The sequence below is a fragment of the Micromonospora saelicesensis genome, from assembly GCF_900091575.1.
GTDB classification, from domain to species: Bacteria; Actinomycetota; Actinomycetes; order Mycobacteriales; family Micromonosporaceae; genus Micromonospora; species Micromonospora saelicesensis.
Genome location: NZ_FMCR01000007.1, coordinates 363,522 through 381,159 on the forward strand (window position 1 = coordinate 363,522; position 17,638 = coordinate 381,159).

Annotated in this window: 17 protein-coding genes; 10 read left to right on the top strand and 7 right to left on the bottom strand. The window is 69.0% G+C overall.

Going from position 1 to position 17,638, the window contains the following annotated elements:
• The first annotated feature begins 2 nt into the window (after nt 1-2).
• The 3 genes from GA0070561_RS28085 (at nt 3) to GA0070561_RS28095 (ending at nt 3,789) form a co-directional block, all read left to right on the top strand.
• Entirely contained in the window at nt 3-740 is a 738-nt protein-coding gene (locus GA0070561_RS28085) for an ABC transporter ATP-binding protein (RefSeq protein ID WP_091407151.1), read from the top strand.
• On the top strand, nt 734-3,208 hold the full coding sequence (locus GA0070561_RS28090) for an ABC transporter permease (protein WP_091407153.1): 2,475 nt from the start codon (nt 734-736) through the stop codon (nt 3,206-3,208). Before GA0070561_RS28085 ends, GA0070561_RS28090 begins: the two co-directional genes overlap by 7 nt.
• Before the next feature lie 209 nt (nt 3,209-3,417).
• Nucleotides 3,418-3,789, top strand: a complete 372-nt coding sequence (locus tag GA0070561_RS28095) for a hypothetical protein (RefSeq protein ID WP_141710477.1) — start codon at nt 3,418-3,420, stop codon at nt 3,787-3,789.
• A 129-nt stretch (nt 3,790-3,918) separates the two neighbouring features.
• Here GA0070561_RS28095 and GA0070561_RS28100 read toward each other — a convergent pair whose 3' ends face one another.
• Nucleotides 3,919-4,269 carry an immunity 8 family protein gene (locus GA0070561_RS28100; RefSeq protein ID WP_091407157.1) on the bottom strand — a complete coding sequence of 117 codons (351 nt, stop codon included), beginning with the start codon at nt 4,267-4,269 and terminating at the stop codon, nt 3,919-3,921.
• A 1,185-nt stretch (nt 4,270-5,454) separates the two neighbouring features.
• Entirely contained in the window at nt 5,455-6,039 is a 585-nt protein-coding gene (locus GA0070561_RS28105) for a transglutaminase-like domain-containing protein (RefSeq protein ID WP_091407160.1), read from the bottom strand.
• 217 nt (nt 6,040-6,256) lie between these two features.
• On the opposite strand from GA0070561_RS28105, the gene GA0070561_RS28110 reads away from it, so the two are divergent.
• Entirely contained in the window at nt 6,257-7,012 is a 756-nt protein-coding gene (locus GA0070561_RS28110; protein WP_091407163.1) for a formylglycine-generating enzyme family protein, read from the top strand.
• 818 nt (nt 7,013-7,830) lie between these two features.
• On the opposite strand, the gene GA0070561_RS33325 is transcribed toward GA0070561_RS28110, so the two are convergent.
• Nucleotides 7,831-8,214 (bottom strand): transposase family protein, encoded by a 384-nt coding sequence (locus GA0070561_RS33325; protein WP_141710478.1) that lies wholly within the window; start codon nt 8,212-8,214, stop codon nt 7,831-7,833.
• Nucleotides 8,215-8,428: 214 nt separating this feature from the next.
• Between GA0070561_RS33325 and GA0070561_RS28115 the strand changes: the two genes are divergently transcribed.
• Entirely contained in the window at nt 8,429-10,093 is a 1,665-nt protein-coding gene (locus tag GA0070561_RS28115) for a hypothetical protein (RefSeq protein ID WP_244166468.1), read from the top strand.
• Nucleotides 10,094-10,308: 215 nt separating this feature from the next.
• On the opposite strand, the gene GA0070561_RS28120 is transcribed toward GA0070561_RS28115, so the two are convergent.
• Nucleotides 10,309-10,938, bottom strand: a complete 630-nt coding sequence (locus tag GA0070561_RS28120) for a VOC family protein (RefSeq protein ID WP_112624042.1) — start codon at nt 10,936-10,938, stop codon at nt 10,309-10,311.
• Between the two features lie 255 nt (nt 10,939-11,193).
• Between GA0070561_RS28120 and GA0070561_RS28125 the strand changes: the two genes are divergently transcribed.
• Nucleotides 11,194-11,541 (top strand): AMP-binding enzyme, encoded by a 348-nt coding sequence (locus GA0070561_RS28125; RefSeq protein WP_244166469.1) that lies wholly within the window; start codon nt 11,194-11,196, stop codon nt 11,539-11,541.
• Here the strand turns inward: GA0070561_RS28125 and GA0070561_RS28130 are convergent.
• From GA0070561_RS28130 to GA0070561_RS28140, 3 genes are read right to left on the bottom strand one after another with little or no spacing between them, the layout of a single operon-like run.
• A complete protein-coding gene (locus GA0070561_RS28130) occupies nt 11,534-12,031 on the bottom strand; it encodes a DUF3237 family protein (protein WP_091407168.1) in 498 nt (165 codons plus the stop codon). The genes GA0070561_RS28125 and GA0070561_RS28130 overlap by 8 nt on opposite strands.
• Entirely contained in the window at nt 12,028-12,495 is a 468-nt protein-coding gene (locus GA0070561_RS28135) for a MarR family winged helix-turn-helix transcriptional regulator (RefSeq protein ID WP_208603874.1), read from the bottom strand. The genes GA0070561_RS28130 and GA0070561_RS28135 overlap by 4 nt, the downstream gene beginning before the upstream one ends.
• A complete protein-coding gene (locus GA0070561_RS28140) occupies nt 12,492-13,730 on the bottom strand; it encodes a flavin-dependent oxidoreductase (RefSeq protein ID WP_091407402.1) in 1,239 nt (412 codons plus the stop codon). The genes GA0070561_RS28135 and GA0070561_RS28140 overlap by 4 nt, the downstream gene beginning before the upstream one ends.
• Nucleotides 13,731-13,968: 238 nt before the next feature.
• On the opposite strand from GA0070561_RS28140, the gene GA0070561_RS28145 reads away from it, so the two are divergent.
• The 4 genes from GA0070561_RS28145 to GA0070561_RS28160 are packed head-to-tail and all read left to right on the top strand — an operon-like array spanning nt 13,969 to nt 17,338.
• Complete coding sequence (locus tag GA0070561_RS28145) at nt 13,969-14,943, top strand: ABC transporter substrate-binding protein (RefSeq protein WP_091407171.1); 975 nt, start codon at nt 13,969-13,971, stop codon at nt 14,941-14,943.
• 7 nt (nt 14,944-14,950) lie between these two features.
• Complete coding sequence (locus GA0070561_RS28150; protein ID WP_091407174.1) at nt 14,951-15,721, top strand: ABC transporter permease; 771 nt, start codon at nt 14,951-14,953, stop codon at nt 15,719-15,721.
• The gene (locus GA0070561_RS28155; RefSeq protein WP_091407177.1) at nt 15,718-16,533 is read left to right on the top strand and encodes an ABC transporter permease; all 816 of its coding nucleotides are present in this window, start codon (nt 15,718-15,720) and stop codon (nt 16,531-16,533) included. The genes GA0070561_RS28150 and GA0070561_RS28155 overlap by 4 nt, the downstream gene beginning before the upstream one ends.
• Nucleotides 16,526-17,338 (top strand): ABC transporter ATP-binding protein, encoded by an 813-nt coding sequence (locus GA0070561_RS28160; protein WP_091407180.1) that lies wholly within the window; start codon nt 16,526-16,528, stop codon nt 17,336-17,338. The genes GA0070561_RS28155 and GA0070561_RS28160 overlap by 8 nt, the downstream gene beginning before the upstream one ends.
• Nucleotides 17,339-17,638: the final 300 nt, after the last annotated feature.

Genomic DNA, 17,638 nt, shown 5'->3' on the forward strand with positions numbered 1-17,638 from the left:
CCATGACCCGTGACGCGATCCGGCTCCGCTCCGTCACCCGCACCTATGGGGCGGGCGACGGAGCGGTGACCGCTCTGAACGATTTCTCACTGTCCTTCTCCGTGGGCACCTTCACCGCTGTCATGGGCCCCTCCGGTTCGGGCAAGTCGACGCTGCTGCAGTGCGCGGCTGGTCTCGACCGCCCGACCTCCGGCTCGGTGCTGCTCGGCGAGACGGACCTGACGACGCTCAACGAGACGAAGTTGACCCTGCTGCGCCGCGAGCGCATCGGCTTCGTGTTCCAGTCCTTCAATCTCCTGCCGGCCCTGACGGCCGAGCAGAACGTGGCGCTGCCGTTGCGCCTGGCTGGGCGCCGGACTGGCCGCTCCCAGATCCAGGACGCCCTGGCCCAGGTGGGGCTGGCCGGCCGCGCCACGCACCGCCCCGGTGAGATGTCCGGCGGCCAACAGCAGCGGGTCGCCATCGCCCGGGCACTGATCACCCAACCCGAGGTGCTCTTCGCCGACGAGCCGACCGGCGCGCTGGACTCCACCACCAGCCGCGATGTGCTCACGATGCTGCGAACCATGGTGGACGAGCAGCGGCAGACCATCGTCATGGTCACCCACGACCCGGTCGCCGCGTCGTACGCCGACCGCGTCGTCTTCCTCGCCGACGGCCACCTCAACGGCGAGTTGAAGTCGCCGACCGCCGCGGCTGTCGCGGCCCGCATGACCCGGATGGAGACTGTCGCGTGCTGACCGTGATCCTCAGTACGCTGCGGACCCGCTGGGTGACGCTCATTGGCACCTTCGTCGCACTGGCACTGGGAGTAGCCCTGATCGCCACTATGGGCCTCGGGCTCGCCTCGACACTGGACGCACCGCAGCAGAAGCCCGCGCGCTTCGCCACGGCGCCGGTGGTGGTGCGGGGCCCCGACGAGCTGCGGGTGCCCTCCCCGATCGGGGACCGCACCCAGCCGCTCGCGCAGCCGCGGGAGGTCGCGCCCGAGATCGCCACGGCGCTCGCCGCGAAGATGACCACCATCGCCGACCGGTCGTTCCCGGTCCGGGTGGCCACGGTTGACAACGACGGCCTGGTCGGGCATCCGTGGTCGATCGCCGCCTTCGGCGGGTACCGGCTGACCGCTGGGCGCGAACCGCGCAAGCCCGGCGAGGTCGTGCTGGCCGGCGACCCGTCGCTGGTCGGCACGACGCTGCCGGTGCGTACGTCTGCGGGGCTGAGCAACCGTCTGGTCTCCGGCGTGGTCGCGCCGGCCCGCTTCGAGGAGGCGATGTTCTTCACCGACGAGGAGGCGGCGAAGCTGTCGCCTCGGATCGACAACCTCGTCGTGCAGGCGGCGCCCGATGCGGTCCGGAGGCTCGTCGGCCCGAGCGCTGACATGCAGGTGCTCACCGGCGACGACCGGCACCGGGCCGATCCGGAGCCCAACCGCGACCGTGACGCCCTCATCGCCATGAACGCGCTGCTGGGCACCGCCGGCGGCGTCACCACGTTCGTCTCCGTCTTCGTGGTCGCGTCCACGTTCGCCTTCGCCGTAGCCCAGCGGCGCCGCGAGATCGGGCTGATGCGTACTGCCGGGGCCACCCCGAGGCAGGTCCGCTCGATGATGCTCATGGAGGCGGCGGCGGTGAGTGTGCTCGCCTCGACCGCCGGGTGCGTGCTCGGCTCGTACGGCGCCCCTTGGCTCGCGAGCCTGCTCGTCGACGAACAACTCGCCCCGCCGTGGTTCACCATCGGCACCCACTCGTGGCCGTACCACGTGGCCTTCTGGGCCGGACTGCTCATGGCGCTGGCCGGCGTCACGGTGGCGACGGTCCGGGCCGGACGGATCCGTCCTGTGGAGGCGCTGCGCGAGGCGTCGGTGGACAGCAGGGCGATGACGCTCGGGCGCTGGATCGTCGGCGCAGGGCTGCTCACCACCGGGCTCGGCATGCTCTTCTGGCGGATGCTGTCCGACCCCGCCGACGCCCTGCACCGCAAGACGTACACCACCCAGCCGATGCTGTTGATCACCGCGGTGGCACTGCTCGCGCCGATCCTCGTCCAGCCGTTCACCCGGCTGCTCGCCTGGCTTCCCGCGCAACTACCCGGTGCCACCGGCATGCTGGTGCGGGAGAACGCCGCCGCCGGGGTCCGGCGTACCGCGGCGATCGCCGCCCCGGTGCTGGTAACCGTGGCACTGGCCGGATCGCTGCTGGGGGCGACGGCGACCATCAGCGAGGCAAAGGTGGCCGAGATCCGCGACCAGACCCGCGCCGACCTGATCGTGCAGGCAGGCGACGCGGCCGCGGGCTTCGACAGCCGTACGGTCACGCAGGTCCGGCAGGTGCCCGGCGCCACGGTGACAGCCAGCGCCGCCACCGCCGTGTACACCCTGGAGGAGGGCACCGCCCTGATCCGCTCGGACGCGCACGCCGTCGATCCCCGCGAGCTCGCCGTCGCCCGCAAGCTGCCGGTGCGCTCCGGCGACCTGGCCGACCTCGACGACAGCAGCATCGTCGTCAACGACGAGTGGGCGCAGCACACCGTCGGCGAGCGGGTCGACGTCTGGCTCGGCGACGGCACGAAGGTATCGCTGCGGATCGCCGCCGTCATCGCTGCCGGTACGGGCAACAACGCCGTCTTCGTGACCCCCCGCAACGCCCCCGGGGTGGCACCGGACCGGCTGGACGTCACGTGGGCCGTCGACGCCGACACGATCGCCGGTGCTGCGGCAGTGCGGGCCGCCCTGCAGCCGACCGGGGCCGAGGTGCAGAGCCGGGCGGAGTGGATCCAGTCGGAGTACCCGAGCACCAGCCGCCAGACCCGCATCGGCTACCTCCTGGTCCTCGGCATCGCGCTGATCTACACCGGTATCGCGCTGGGCAACACGATGGTGATGGTCACCTCGGACCGGGTACGCGACCTCGCCGTGCTGCGGCTCGTCGGCGCGACGAACCAGCAGATCCTCGTCCTGGTCGGCGTCGAGGCGCTGACGGTCGTGGCGGTCGGCGCAGTGCTCGGCACGATCGTGACGGCGTTCAACGTGCTCGGCATCTGGGGCTCGCTGGCCGCGCTGTCGGTCTGGTCGACCGTGGTTTTGCCCTGGCAGACCCTCGCGGCGACGCTCGGGGTGTGCGCGGTGATCGCCGTCGCCGCTTCCGTGCTGCCCGCGATCGGTGCCCTACGCACGCGCCCGGTGGAGCTGACCAACGCGCACGGATGAACGCCGTACGACGACATGAACCCGAGGTGGCCCAGTTCGGCGAGGGCCGACCCCCTCGTGATGAAGCTGGCAAATGTCGCTGTCCGGACAGCGACAGGTCCGTGCCTCTGTGGCCCCGTGTTGACCGCTGCATCGGGCACGGATCGGGCACGACGCTGGCCGAACGGGACATGGGCGTCGCTCGGCGTGGCCCAGCTACTGTCGTCCGCGTGGAACGGCGTCGACTGATCGCTCTATTGACGGGCGAGGGCAGCGCCGACGCGATGTGCCGAAACGCGCTCGATCGCGGTGCGGACTTCACCATCACGGATGGTGCCCTGCCGGCAAGCCACTACGCCCGCATCTACGACCGCCGGGAGCGGCACTGCCGACAGCGTGGGATCGCCACGCTCAGCTTCCGTCAAGGCGTCGAACGCCTGCATGACGCGACGGATCAGCCTGTGCGCCTGGGCTGGGTCAAGGTCACAGACCCGGACCACCATTTCCAACTCTTCTTCACCGATGACCTGTCTGCCGTTGTTGCCTGCATCGGGATTGGCCAGCGCTTCAGGCACTCCAACGAGACGACGGGCCAGGACTGACCTCTTCGTCCCGAAGAAAGTTCCTGGCCGGCTAGACCAGCTTCGATCCGTCTGCTGAGCTGCGAGAAGTTCCGCTCACGTCCACTGTCGTCCGGCGGTGTGCATGTCGGTCGTCACTCGGTTAGTCACTCAGCCGGTGTAGTCCTCAAACTCGTGCTGCGCCAGGCGTCCGACCTTCGCAGCGACCTCGCTCCAGCTGGCACCCTCAACGTTCTGGATGAGCCTGCGGAGGAAGTGCTCCACGCGGCCAGCGTCGAATTGATCGACAAAGAGCCAGTGTCTTCCAACGACGACGTCCTGCTTGGCGAGCATCCGCGACAGAGCAGCCGGCGTGCATACCGTCGCTTGGAACCGCTCCTCACCCGGACCGTCACTTGGGCCTGCATAGATTTCCACGAGCTGTGCCGTGACGGCGGGGTCCTCGGGTGGGCCTTGCTCCTCAAGGTCGGGGAACCTGACCGAGTGGACGACGACCCGCATGCCTCGGACTCTAGTGGCGCGAGAACCTACCCGCGCTGACCAACGAGACGGTTAGCTTGGGAATCGCCTTGATTGACACTAGGGGTAGCCGCGCGGCCGGCGGACAGCACAGAGCGTTCCAGCTCGACACCGTGGAAGTGCCAGTGTTGGCCGATGTTGACCGTTGCATCGGGCACAGATCGGGCACGCCTATCGTCCCGGTTTCTCCCGGTCAGAGGGTCTGCGGCGGCTCCTCGCGCTTCCGGCAACTGCTCCAGTGCCAGCAATCAGGAGCAATAGACCAAGGGCCAACCCGAGGTAGAGCAGACGGTCGGACGCGGCAACCTCCTTGTCGTACTGCTGCGCCATCTCTGGGGTGGGGTCCTGGTAAGGGATCGTCGCTCCCATGCAGCAAGCGAACAGCGGAAGCAAGATTCCCCCGCCGATCATGAGCCAACCAACCACCCCAACAACCCTCGGCCGTCGCATCATTCAATGATCAACGAATAGGTCCGAGACCTCTATCAGCCCCTCGTGCCGTATCAAGGAACGATCATGGGTCGTCGACCTGACCGACACACCCGTGGATGGTCACACCCGTCGTCACCCAGATTGTCACTCGCGCAGAGCCGACCCCAGCTACCGCGCCACCCGCCACCGCAAGCACCCACGGACCGTGACCCGCCGACGGCGCCCCGGCCATCCTGGAGCCGGAGCGCCCCCACCGGAGGCGCAGCAGCCGTAACCCCGCAACCGCCGCCAGCTCGTCGAGGCGGCCGGCGTGCGCTCCCTCACGCCGCGCGGGCTCGTGGCCGCGCGGCCCGGCCGGCTGCCGGCCCACACCTCACCGGTCATCGGTCTGTCGTACTCCGGCACGACGGTCACCGAGAGCGTCTACCGGCGGGGACGTGCCGTCACCAGGAAACAGCGTGCGCCTGCCCGTCGCGACTCGCCTACCCGGGGCAAGGGGTTCGTGTCGGTGGACCGCCACGGACCGATGCCGACGTGGGATACGCCTTATCGGCCCCATCCCGCTCAGCTGAAGATCAGCCCACCTTGACGGGTCGCGAGGCAGGCGTTCGGGACCCGTCTTTGTCACGAGCCCTCTCAGCCAGACGCGCCTCCACGACCCGACGCGGTGCGCGCGCATAGCCGAAAAGAGTGTGTTGCCGCGAATCTCCCATGGCCGACATCCGCTGTCCCGACTCACGGCGTAGCGGGCAACCCGGCGCGGCACAGCTCAAGAGCGTCTCGAGCACCGCGCAGGGCTGCGATCACATTGGGCGAGGGTCGCACGTGCACTTCAGGAAAGTTGAGACCGGCCGATCCGTTGGTGATCGGGTAGGCCAGTTGCTCACGCCCGAGCCGGAATTGGGCGTCGATGCCGGTGCGGTTGCCGCGCGGGTCCTGGCGATGCCAACGGCCCGCGAGGTATACGGCAACGAGGCCGTGCAGAAAGGGCTCTCCCCCGTCGGTCAACTGTTGGTAGCACAACCCGGCCGGAACGCCGGCGGCCCGGGCCACGGCCACCAGCAGGTGCGACTTGGCATAGCAGAGGCCGACGCCGGCACTGAGCACCTCGCCAGCGGTGACGGTGATCCGCGGATCCTGGGCGTCCACGGAGTGCCGAATCCGGTCGCGAACCCATGCGAAGGCGGCCCGCATGAAGTCGACGTCGTCCGGATGCGCCGCGCGTAGTTCACCAGCTAACGCCCGCACTGCCGGATGGTCCACCTCGACGAGCATGTCACCGCCCAGGTACTCCATCGGTTCGCCCGCGACCAGTTGCATAGCTGTCCCTTTCCCCGCCGCCTGTTCAGTCGGGTTCGAGGCTGCTCCATCGCGCCATGACCCATCGCGTTACGGTAGCGGCGCTATCTCACCGCCGCCCGCTTCGCCTGTCACCCTTAAGACCTGCCCTACTCCCCCCGCCGATGACACTCAGCGCACGAGAGCTGCGGGTCATCGGGAGAGACCGCTGGGCGGCTGGCTGCTAGCGTTCGCCGCCATGTGGACCGAGGAGATCGTGGCCGGGCGCCCTGCATGGCGGCACATCCCGTCGAGGGTCGTGTTTCGGAAGGTTCCGGGCGGCACGTTCCGGATGGGACTGTCCGAGGCGGAGCTGGACGCGGTACGCGCCATCGAGCGCAGCGGCGGTGTCGAGGACACCATCGACCCGTTCCTCGCCAGTGCCGGGAACGCACAACCGGTACGCGAAGTGCGGGTCGAGCCGTTCCTGCTCGCCCGGCACCCGCTGACCGTGGCGCAGGTTCAGCACTGGCTGCCCGAGTACGAAGACGACTACGCCGAGGCGGACACCGGCACGGCCCGACTCGAAGGCGACCTGGAGAACCTGCTCAAGCTGTTGCCGTTCCAGCTGCCCAGCGAGGCGCAGTGGGAATACGCGGCGCGGGCCGGGACCAGCATGTTGACGTTCCGCGGTGACGGGAAGCCCGACGAGGACCAACTCCTCGACGACTTCGGCGACGAGACACGGACGGCCGCCAGCGAGAACGCGTTCGGGCTGGCGGCGATGGGATCGGCGAACGAACTCTGCGCCGACGTGTGGATCCCCGGGTTCGACGGCGCACCGGCAGACGCGCGACCACGGACCGGAGACGGGCCCCGGACCGTACGCGGCGGAGCCGCCGACCTGTACCCGTGGCAGGGCTGTGACGAGTGGCTGCTGCTGCTGTCCGCCACCCGATACGAACACGCCGACTTCACGGCGGTACGCCCAGCCGCACCACTGCCACCTCAGTGAGGGTCGTCCAAGCGGATCGCATCTCGAGCCGGCGAGCAGACCGAGCTAGCCGAACAGGGCTGCGACGTCACCCGTCGGCCTCACCGCCCGAAGGACCGCTTGTCCCCAGCAGCACCGTAGCCCGGCCGACACCTACCCGTTCGGGCCTGCCTCGGCGAGAAGCCGAGCCAGGACGTCACCGAGGCCGACATCGAGATGCTAATCGACTGGCCGCTGACGGAGGGTAGGCAACGCCCCGCTCTGGGTCCAACCGCACCGGCAGCGGCCAGGCAAGCTGCTGTCCGGCACGGTTCCCGGGAACTGGCCCGGAGGAACTCGCCGTTCGCCAAATTCACCCGTATCAGCGGACATGGCGTCCTCGCCACCACGTCAGCGGTGAGGCGATAGATAGTGCAGTTGCTCGGCTCATCGGCAGCGATCCTCAATGGAAGCCCCCGTGAGAATCCGCCAGCGGAAGCGTTGTATCCCGGTGGTGAGACTGTCGGACAAGTCCAGCGATCCACGCTGACACCAGCCACCATGGAGTGCGGCAGTGAGAGACAGCTCGCAGGATCTGGCCAGCCTCATCTGGTCTACCGCCGACCTTCTGCGAGGCCCCTTCCGCGCGAGTGACGCCACGTTCATCCCCGACCTCCCGACCCGACCACCGCCTGCCTGGTTTAGTGCGGCCAGCAGGTGCACCTGGGCCCCGGTCGGTCCACTGCCGCGCAGTGTCCTGCCGTCGACCGCGATCACTCGTCTGCCGGCCCCGGTCAGACCCGGCCGGCTGAGCAGCCAGCGACACACCGCAGCATCGAGGGCGTCCGCCTCGATACCGGTCAGTACCGGGACAGGGTGCTGTCGTCAGGCACCCGCCGGACACCGGTGAACGCGTCGCGGGTTGCACCGAGACGCTCCCACGCCGCTCCGGCAGGTCGGCGGCACATTCGACGATCTCCACGACGCGGCTCGATTCCCGAAACCACCGCCGCGATCGCGAGCAGTCCCGGCAGCGGATGGATCCGGCCACCAGCGTCCCGTGGGTCCGGAACCCGGGCGAGGTCCTGCAGCAACCCTGGCGTGTCCTGTTCCGACAGCGGCAAAATTCGCCGCTGCAGCGATCGCGACTCCTGGGTGACAAGGCGCCTTTGATAAACAGCGTAAGTCTCGGCTACCTGGGCAGCATTGATCGAGGTCTTGACTCTATGCGCCGTCCTGCTCATGATTTACTGCGGCGGTTCAACAGTGAGGGTCAATGTGATGACGCAGGTAGAGCCACCGGCAGAAGGCCCCACATCAGCCGTCGCTCTCAGCGAGCTTGGAAAAAACGGCCGACTCGCGCGTGCCAGTTCAGGCACGAGGGATTGGCTGACACGTGGGGCCCATCGGCGGGAACTGAGCATCGCGGGCCTCGGTTCAGTGCTCCTCGCTGTCGCGATGATCTGGCTGATTCCGCCGTACGCGGTTCGCGTGGTGACTGCCGGCGCCAAGACTGCGCCGATCGCCGACCCGGCCCACACCATCGTCGGTGACGTGGGTGACCCGACGGCCCAAGCATGGCTGGTGGGATGGGGTGGCCACGCTCTCACCCACGGTCTGCGTGGCCTGTGGGATACCAACGCTTTCTATCCCGACACGTACGGCCTAGCCCTGAACGACAGCCTGCTCGGCTATGCCCCGGCAGGGCTGATAGGCAACGGTGTAGTCGGCGCCGTGCTGCGCTACAACATCCTGTTCGTGCTGGCTTTCGCGCTCGCCTTCCTCGGCGGCTACGCGCTCCTGCGCCAACTTGGCGCGAATAAGGTCGCCGCCGCGGTAGCCGGGGCCGCCCTCGCCTACGCGCCCTGGCGCTACGGCCACGCCGGCCATTTGAATATTCTCTCCACCGGTGGTATCACTCTGGCCCTGGCGATGCTGGCGCGCGGCCACGGACTCTCGTTCACCCGCGGCTACCTTGCCGAACGAGTCCGGCCGGGATGGGCGTTCGCTGGCTGGCTGGTTGCGGCCTGGCAGGTCAGCCTAGGCTTCGGCGTTGGGCTGGGATTCGTATACGTCCTCGCCGCCCTCTGCCTGATCACACTGATAGCCTGGCTGATTCACCGCCCACGCCTTAGCCTCCGGCTGATCGTCGGTGATCTGATCGGCGGGCTGGTCTTCACCGCGGTGACCGGATACTTCGCGTACGCGTACAAACACGTGCGCGACCTCAACCCAGATGTCACCCGGGACTGGGACTACGTCGCGTACTTCTCCCCGACACTGCGCGGACTTCTCGTGGCTCCGCAGTCCTCGCTGCCCTGGGGCACCCTGCACAACGACGCCCGCACCGCTCTTGGTGGCGTACCGACTGAGAAAGTGCTGCTATGCGGGTATGCACTGTATCTACTGGCCTTCGCCGGCCTGTTCCTATCCCGCTGGTCACCGGTGCAACGGCTTCTGCTGCTGTTTGGGGTGGTCGTCGGAGTGATGTTCGCGCTGGGCACGAACGGGCCGATCTACCGCCTGCTCTATCTTTACGTGCCCGGGTTCGATGGATCCCGTACACCAGGACGGTTGATCTTGTGGCCCACTCTCTGCCTGGCCATCCTCGCGGCCGGCCTCGTTACCCACCTGGCCGAGGTCGCTCGCCGGGGCGCCAAGCCGAAATGGTCGGTGGGAGCGGCACGGCTACTGACCGTTCCGTTGCTGGTCCTCGTGCTAGCTGAGGGCCTGCCTGACCTGGACCACCCCCAAACCCCAGCCAAACCGGCCGCGATGGCGCTAGCCTCCGCGCACGCTCCGATCATGGTATTGCCGTCCGACGACGGCATCGACCTCCACGTCCTACTGTGGTCGACCGACGGTTTTCCCGCCATGGTCAACGGTGCGGCCAGCTACACCACACCCAACCGTCAGGCGATCCGCGACGTTATGGCGACCTTCCCCAGCGAGCCGGCCTTGGATCGGTTGCACCAGCTCGGCATCCGCAGCGTCGTCCTGCTGCGCAACCGGGTCCAAGGCACCCCGTACGAACCACTGCTTAACATCCCCGACGTACCCGGCATCACCCGCCACGACGTCGGGCCAGACGTGGTTTACACCATCGACACCAACACGAAGTGATGTTGAGCGTGTCCTCGGGATACGAGGATCGTTCTGTCTGAACGCTGGCAGCCCGGCCGGGGGCACTGGCTGCTCGCGCGGCGCAGCACGACGACCGGGGAGATCGCCTACCACGTCTGCTACGGACCCCGCCGCGAACCCGAAGGTCTGCGCGTCATGCGCACGCCGCCGCATCATCATCGGACGCACCGGCGACGGGTGCCCGAGCAGGTCAGCTATTCGCGGCCGACCCAGGTGGCGACGCACACCTCATTGCCTTCGGCGTCGGCCAGGACCCACCACATCGGCGCGTGCGCATCGGAGACCAGGTGGCCGCCGGCGGCGAGGGCGGCGGCGATGCGAGCCTTGGCCTGATCGTGCGGGACAGCGACATCGAGGTGCATGCGGTTGCGTTGTGGGCGCGCGGCGTTCATTTGCTGCAACCCGAAGCCCGGGCCGCGGCGCGACGGGTCGAACAGGTAGTCGTCGCCGATCTGGCGATAGCCGAGCAGCGCACGCCAGAACGGCAGCACTTCCGCGCCGACGAGTGCGTCGAGGGTGACGTTGATGAGCTGAACGGCGGTCGGGTCGGCAGGGATGTCCAGTTTCTTGGCGGCGGCCGAGATCCGCCGGGCCAGCGCGATGTCACGCAAACTCAGGGTCACTGTGACGCCGGCGTTGCGCAGGTCGATGTTGAGATACTGCTGCTGGGCCTCGTCTGCGAGCCGGCCGATCTCATCGACGAGCGCGACGCCCCTAGCCAGCGAGCCGGTCGGGAAATAGGCCGAGACCACGTGGTAGAGGGAACGCCAGTCCTCGACACCGTCGGCCGCGTGGAACTGCCCGGCCGTGATCTGCACAGTCATGCCGGCGAACCTAACATCGGCGGCGCGTCGGACGCCCACGCGAGCAGCAACACTGAGTAAACCCGCTCACGGTGGTCCGGAAACTCACGAATCCAAGAACCGGCCGCCGAGGGGTGAGACCGAAAGTCACCGACAAACGGCGCCCAAACTCACGGACACCTAAGTTGGGCCTCCTCACCCGCTCCCCCGTCCGTTACCGGGCTCGTTACCGCGGATCGTCAAGCGCTTCCCATGCCAAGAAGTCCGGACGAATTCTTGTCTTGCACGACCACCAGTGGCTTCAACCACCGGTCGGTAGACCGACGGGTCAGCGGTGCTGGGGCGTCCGGTGTCTACCGGACCAGCGAAGGCACCGCCGCGAGCCCGCAGCACATCAATCGCTCGCGTCCGGACGACGTCACCGGGGAGGCGGTGCACGCGTACGTGGTGCCTGCCGCCGGTCGCGTGCCTGATGCCGAGCGGCTGCGTGCGGTGGTGGCGCAGACGCTGGGGGAACCGTCGGTCCCCCGGACCATCCAGTCGATCGACCGGGTGCCAGTGGCTCCCAGCGGCAAGCCCGACAAGCGCGCCCTGTCGCAGCCCTGGGCGGGAACAGCTACGTGACGCGGTAGGCGGTGTAGCGCACCCGGTCGGCCTCGCGGATCGCCGACGCCACGAAGACGGACTGCTCCAGGACGGCCAGCGCGGGCATCGACGTCTCCAGTCGTACGCCCAGGCGGAAGTAGTACTCGGACGGGTCGACGGCGTCGCCGCGCAGCAACGCCTCGAGGACCTCCGCGCGGCCGCTGCGGACGCCGAACGTACGCAGGTAGACGTGACCGCCGTCGGCGGTACGCGCCGAGTAGCGCGTGTCGATCTCGATCGCGCCGTCGGGGCGGACCACCTGCCAGTCGGCGCCGCCGGGCAAGATGTCGGCTTCGAAGAGACCGGTGACCCGGCCGCCGACAACAGGCACCACGCGACGGTGACCGGCACGGGTCATCCCGTGGTCCTCCAGCGCGCCCAGCCGCACCTCCACCTCGAACGCGGCCTCCAGCCCGGGAGCCGGCGGGGCAGTCACGGCGTCCCGACCGGCGGCTCGGCGCGTACTCATGGAGTGTCCTTGGCGTGCGCGAGGGCGTCGCGGAGGCGTTCCAGCGCGGGCACCGCGGCGGCGAGGGCCGCGCGGTCCGCCGCCGGCAGGGTCGCCGCGGCGCGGGCGACCAGGTCTCCGCTCGCGAGGTCGAAGCGGTCGAACAGGTCGAGGGCCTTCGCTGTGGCGAGGACGTCGACGTGGCGGTGGTTGCCGGGACGGGGGCGACGCTCGACGAGACCGCTGCCCTCCATCGCGGTGAGCAGGTTGCTGACCGTGGATCGGCTCAGGCGCAGCCGCTCGGCCAGCTCACCGGGGCCGGCCACGGTGCCCCGGGGCAGGGCCCGCACGATCTCGATCTGCGCGTCCGGGATCTCCGGCAGGTGCTCGGCGGCCCGGGCTGCGGCGAGCAGCATGCGGCGCAGCGGTGAGATCACCGACGCCAGTCGCGCCGCGTCCAGTTCGGTCGGCTCCGGGCCGGTCACGGCAGGACGCCCGGGAAGGCCGTCGGCGTCAGGGAGGCCCGTTCGTTGAGGTCGGCGGGTAGGAACCCGGCCGCCTTTTTGTAGCCGGTGGCGATAGCGGTGAGCTCCTCCGGCGGGATGACGTCGTGGATGTGCGTGAACCCGTCCGGCGCGCGCTCGTGGGCGAGCACCATCACCTGTTCCGGGCCCTGCCGCCGGTTGCTCAGCACGAGCGCGGTGGTCGCGGGCCGCCGGTCCGCCTCGTAGGCGTCGAGCGCCGCCCGGACCGTCGGCGCGGTGGCGAGGTGGAAGGCGAGGGTGCGTGCGTCCAGGATCGCCTGCGACGCCCCGTTGGAACCGTTCGGATACATCGGGTGGGCCGCGTCGCCGAGCAGCGTGGTGTTGCCGTGGGTCCACGTGTCGATCGGATCGCGGTCCACCATGGGGTATTCGAGGATCTCGTCGGCGGCGGCCAGCAGTTCCGGCACGTTGAGCCACGCGAAACGCCAGTCCGCGAAGAGCGAGACGACCGGCGCGGGGTCGACCGTCCGGTTCCAGTCCGCGTTGGGCCCGGCGAAACCGGGCCCGCGCCGCTCGGCGACGACGTTGATCAGGCCGGCGCCGATCGGGTAAGCCACGAACTTCTGTTCCGCGTCCCCGGCCATGATCATGGTTCGCCCGTCCAGGAATCCGGGTGCCCGTGCCGTCCCCCGCCACAGTGTCAGCCCGTTCCACAGTGGCGCCCCCTCGCCGGGCCGATGGTGGCGGCGCACCGCGGAGTGGATGCCGTCCGCTCCGACGATCAGGTCGCCAGCGACGCTCACCTCCCCCGCCGCCGTCTCGAAGTGCGCGACGCCGTCGCGGACGCCGACGAGCCGGTGCCCGGTGCGCACCGCGTCGGCGCCCAGCCGTTCCCGCACCACGGCGAGCAGTTCCATCTGGAACCGGCCGCGGTGCACGGAAAGCTGCGGCCAGCGATATCCGGCGTCCAGTCCGCGTGGCTCGCTCCAGATCTGCTGACCGTAGCGGTTGTAGTAGGCAAGCGTGCCGGGTGCGGCGCCCAGCCTTTCCATGCGTTCCCCGAGACCCAATTCGGTCAGCTCACGGACGGCGTGCGGGAGTAGATTGATTCCGACGCCGAGTGGGCGCAGCGCGGTGGCGCGCTCGTAGACGGTGATCTCACGGAAGCCGGCCCGGTGCAGGCTGAGCGCGGTGGTGAGGCCACCGATACCAGCGCCCACGATCACGATTGCCACGTCGTCGCCCTCTCCGCCCCGCGCCACCAACCGCACAGTTTGGTCACAAAATCGTCGGCCGTCAAGACGTGTTCTCATCGCCATCGGACCACTCGCACCGCTATGCGATTCGCCCTTTGGGAATTCTTGACAATCAATCGCTTCTGCATGACGCTGATCGACGCGGTCGGATGCTTTCGGCACTCCGTCGACCCCACTCCTCAGGCTGCACAAGCGCTGCGCACGGAAGGGCCCGTCCATGAAGAAGGTCACTGCCCTCGCTGTTCTCGCCGGCGTCGTGATCGCCCTGACCGGCTGCACGGATTCCGATGCCACCGATCCGTCCCCCGGGGCGAGCGGCGACCTGCGGAAGGTCCGCGTGGCGGCGCTGCCGATCAGCGAGACCGCCGCGCTGTGGGGCGCCATCAAGGCGGGCATCTTCCGGGAGCAGGGGCTCGACGTGGAGGTGGTGCCCGCACAGGGCGGCGCCCAGGCCATCCCGGCCATGATCAACGGTGACATCGACTTCGCCATCGGCCAGCCGTTCGGCCCGTTCCGCGCCGATCTGCAGAACCTCGGCGTGGTGATCATCGGGAACTACGCGTCGTCCTACGCCGACGGCGACGACATCAACGCCGTGGTGGCGTCCGCGAAGTCCGGTATCACCCGGCCGGCCCAGCTCGCCGGACGCAAGGTGTCGGTGAACAGCCTGGGCGCCGCTGGCGACGTCACGATCATGGCAGCGGTCGAGAAGGACGGCGGCGATCCCACCGAGGTCAAGTTCGTCGAGGTGGCCTTCCCGGACGCACCGGCCCAGCTCGCCGCCGGCAACATCGACGCCGCCTGGGTGACCGAGCCGTTCATCACCCAGATGCGTAAGCGCGGTGACGTTCTCGTGGTCGCTCCATACCAGGCCACCGTTCCCGGACTCACCACCCTGACCACGATCACGTCGAGCAAGCTGAAGGACTCCGACGCCACGCTGGTGGCGGACTTCTCGTCGGCGATGAAGAAGACGCTCACCTGGGCCAACGACCCGGCCAACCAGGCCGGCCTGCGGCAGGCCATCAAGGACAACCTCGAACTGCCGGATGCGGTAGCGGACTCCGTCCGGCTCCCGGCGTTCGGGTGGGAAATCGACCGGGCCGGCCTGGAGCAACTGGCGACGCTCGCTCAGAAGTACCGCGTACTCGACCGGCAGCCCGACTTCGACCGTCTCGTCCAGCAGCAGTAGCCGACCGATGCGCAAGATCCTGCTGGGCGCCGTCGGCCTGCTGGGGTTCCTCGCCGTCTGGCAACTGCTCCCGGCTCTGGGGCTGGTCGACCGGCACGACCTGCCGTACGCCACCGACGTGTTCGGACGGCTGTTCCACGAGGTCCGCGACCTGGCGTTCTGGCGGCGGCTCCGGCTCACCATGACGTCGTGGGCGATCGGCCTGACGGTGGCGACGCTCGCCGCGGTCGGGTTGGGGACGGTGGTCGGGCTGGTGCCGTTCCTGCGTCGCGCCACGCACACGACAGTCGAGTTCCTGCGGCCGGTGCCGTCGGTCGCGCTGATCCCCCTCGCCGTGCTGATGTTCGGCCTGCAGATGCGCGCCGCACTCGTCATCATCGTCTACGCGGCGTTCTGGCAGGTGTTCGTGCAGGTGATCTACGGCGTCGCCGACGTCGACACGGTCGCCCGGGACACCGCGCGGAGCTTCGGCCTCACCCGCTACGAGCGGCTGCGGTATCTCGTCCTTCCGACCGCTCTGCCATACCTGATGACCGGCCTGCGCCTCGCCGCGGCGGTCGCGCTCATCCTGGCCGTCACCGCGGAGATGGTGATCGGCAACCCCGGCCTCGGACGCATGATCGAGCTGTCGCGCTCCGCCGGGGACGCCGTCGGCCTGTACGGCCTCGTCGTGGTCACCGGGCTCCTCGGCGTGGTGGTGAACGTCGTGTTCCGCTTCGCCGAACGGCGCTCGTTGGCCTGGCACCAGTCGGTGCTCGCGGACGAGGCAACCCGATGACCGCCCTCGGTGCGGGCAGGACCGCCCCTCGCGGCCTCGGCGTCCGGGTCGCCGAGGACGTCCTGTACGCGGTCGGGCTTCCCGTCCTGGCCGTGGGGCTCTGGGCCGTCTGGTCCACCCGGTCGGCCAACCGGTTCCTCGTCGGCCCCCGCCCGCTCCTCGACGCGTTCCGGCAGACCTGGATCGGCCCGGCGTTCGTCGACGACGTGCTGCCGAGCGTGTACCGGCTGCTGGCCGGCCTGTTCGCGTCGATCATGCTCGGCGTCGCCGCCGGCGTCCTCATCGGCCGGTTCCGCCCGCTACGCGAGATCCTCGAACCGCTGCTGGAGTTCTTCCGCGCGATTCCGCCACCGGTGCTGATTCCGGTCGCGATGCTACTGCTCGGCATCACCGACACCATGAAGGTCGTCGTCATCGTGTCCGGCGCGATCTGGCCGATCCTGCTGAACACGATCGAGGGCGTCCGGGCGACCGACAGCGTGATGCTGGAGACCGCCGACTCGTACCGGATCTCCCGGTGGGAACGGGTGTGGCTGCTGATCCTCCCGGCGGCGAGTCCGCGCATCATGACCGGCGTACGGCAGGCACTCTCGGTGGCCCTGATCCTCATGGTCATCTCGGAGATGTTCGCGTCCTCGGCCGGCCTCGGCTACCGGATCGCCTACTTTCAGCGGAACTACCTCATCGCCGAGATGTGGAGCGGCATCCTCCTCCTCGGCCTCCTCGGCGTCCTCCTCGCCGTGGCCTTCGGCGTCGTCGAACGCCGCGTCCTGCGCTGGTACCACGGAATGAGGGAGGTCACCCGTGCCTGACGCAAGTCCGCTGCTGCGGGTCGAGCACCTGCGGAAGGTCTACGCCTCCGGCCGGGGCGAGGTCGAGGCGATCGGGGATCTCAGTTTCACCATGATGCCCGGCGAACTGCTGTGCGTCGTCGGCCCGTCGGGCTGCGGAAAGACCACCCTCCTGAAATGCCTCGCCGGACTGCTCCGGCCCACCAGCGGCCTCGTCAAGATGGAGGGATCTCCGGTGACGGGCCCGAGCCCGGCGATGGCAGTGGTGTTCCAGGAGTACGGCCGCAGCCTCTATCCCTGGCTGACGGTCCGGGGCAATGTGGAGCTTCCCCTTCGACACAAGAAGCTCTCCCGCGCCGAACGCGACCGGAGGGTCGCCGACGCCCTCGACGCGGTCGGACTGCCGCAGTCGGCACGCAGCCATCCGTGGCAGCTCTCCGGCGGGATGCAGCAACGGGTGGCCATCGCGCGCGCCATCGCGTACCGACCCGAAGTGCTGATCATGGATGAGCCGTTCGCGGCGGTGGACGCGCAGACCCGCGCGGACCTGGAGGACCTCGTACGCGACCTGCACCTGAACCGCGGTATCTCCACTGTCTTCGTGACGCACGACATCGACGAGTCCGTGTATCTGGGCCAGCGCGTGCTCGTCCTGTCCCACTCGCCGACCCGGGTGCAGGAAGACCTCGTGATCGACCTCCCGCGGGAACGCGATCAGCTCACCACCCGGGCTCTGCCCCGGTTCACCGAGCTGCGGACCCACGTCTACGCGCAGATCCAGCGGGCCAAGCGTGCGCCGGCCTCGGCGCCCCACCCGGCACCGTGACGCGCCTCGCCGACCCCGGCAACGCCCGTAGCCGCCGGCAGGCGACCGGGCCACCCGGGGCCAGTGCGGTGGATGTTCGCCCAACGCCTGGCTGGCCGCAGTCTCGCCAGCATCGTGCGTCCTCAACGACGCCGGCATACCGTGCCCGTCAGGCATCGATCCCAACCGCGATCCCCACCGTAGCGGCGACCGGTGGTCGTAACTCGCGCACGATGCCGGGATGACGCTGCTGGTCCCGCAAACCCCCTACGGCCCCGACGGCCGGTGACCATTTCGCTCTCGAAGCCGACTCGGCGCGTG

Excerpts from the sequence above, each read along its gene's own strand:
- GA0070561_RS28085 (WP_091407151.1), top strand. The coding sequence starts at position 3 with ATGACCCGTGACGCGATCCGGCTCCGCTCCGTCACCCGCACCTATGGG.
- GA0070561_RS28100 (WP_091407157.1), bottom strand. The coding sequence starts at position 4,269 with ATGCGGGTCGTCGTCCACTCGGTCAGGTTCCCCGACCTTGAGGAGCAA.
- GA0070561_RS28105 (WP_091407160.1), bottom strand. The coding sequence starts at position 6,039 with ATGCAACTGGTCGCGGGCGAACCGATGGAGTACCTGGGCGGTGACATG.
- GA0070561_RS28110 (WP_091407163.1), top strand. The coding sequence starts at position 6,257 with ATGTGGACCGAGGAGATCGTGGCCGGGCGCCCTGCATGGCGGCACATC.
- GA0070561_RS33325 (WP_141710478.1), bottom strand. The coding sequence starts at position 8,214 with ATGAGCAGGACGGCGCATAGAGTCAAGACCTCGATCAATGCTGCCCAG.
- GA0070561_RS28115 (WP_244166468.1), top strand. The coding sequence starts at position 8,429 with ATGATCTGGCTGATTCCGCCGTACGCGGTTCGCGTGGTGACTGCCGGC.
- GA0070561_RS28120 (WP_112624042.1), bottom strand. The coding sequence starts at position 10,938 with ATGACTGTGCAGATCACGGCCGGGCAGTTCCACGCGGCCGACGGTGTC.
- GA0070561_RS28130 (WP_091407168.1), bottom strand. The coding sequence starts at position 12,031 with ATGAGTACGCGCCGAGCCGCCGGTCGGGACGCCGTGACTGCCCCGCCG.
- GA0070561_RS28145 (WP_091407171.1), top strand. The coding sequence starts at position 13,969 with ATGAAGAAGGTCACTGCCCTCGCTGTTCTCGCCGGCGTCGTGATCGCC.
- GA0070561_RS28150 (WP_091407174.1), top strand. The coding sequence starts at position 14,951 with ATGCGCAAGATCCTGCTGGGCGCCGTCGGCCTGCTGGGGTTCCTCGCC.
- GA0070561_RS28155 (WP_091407177.1), top strand. The coding sequence starts at position 15,718 with ATGACCGCCCTCGGTGCGGGCAGGACCGCCCCTCGCGGCCTCGGCGTC.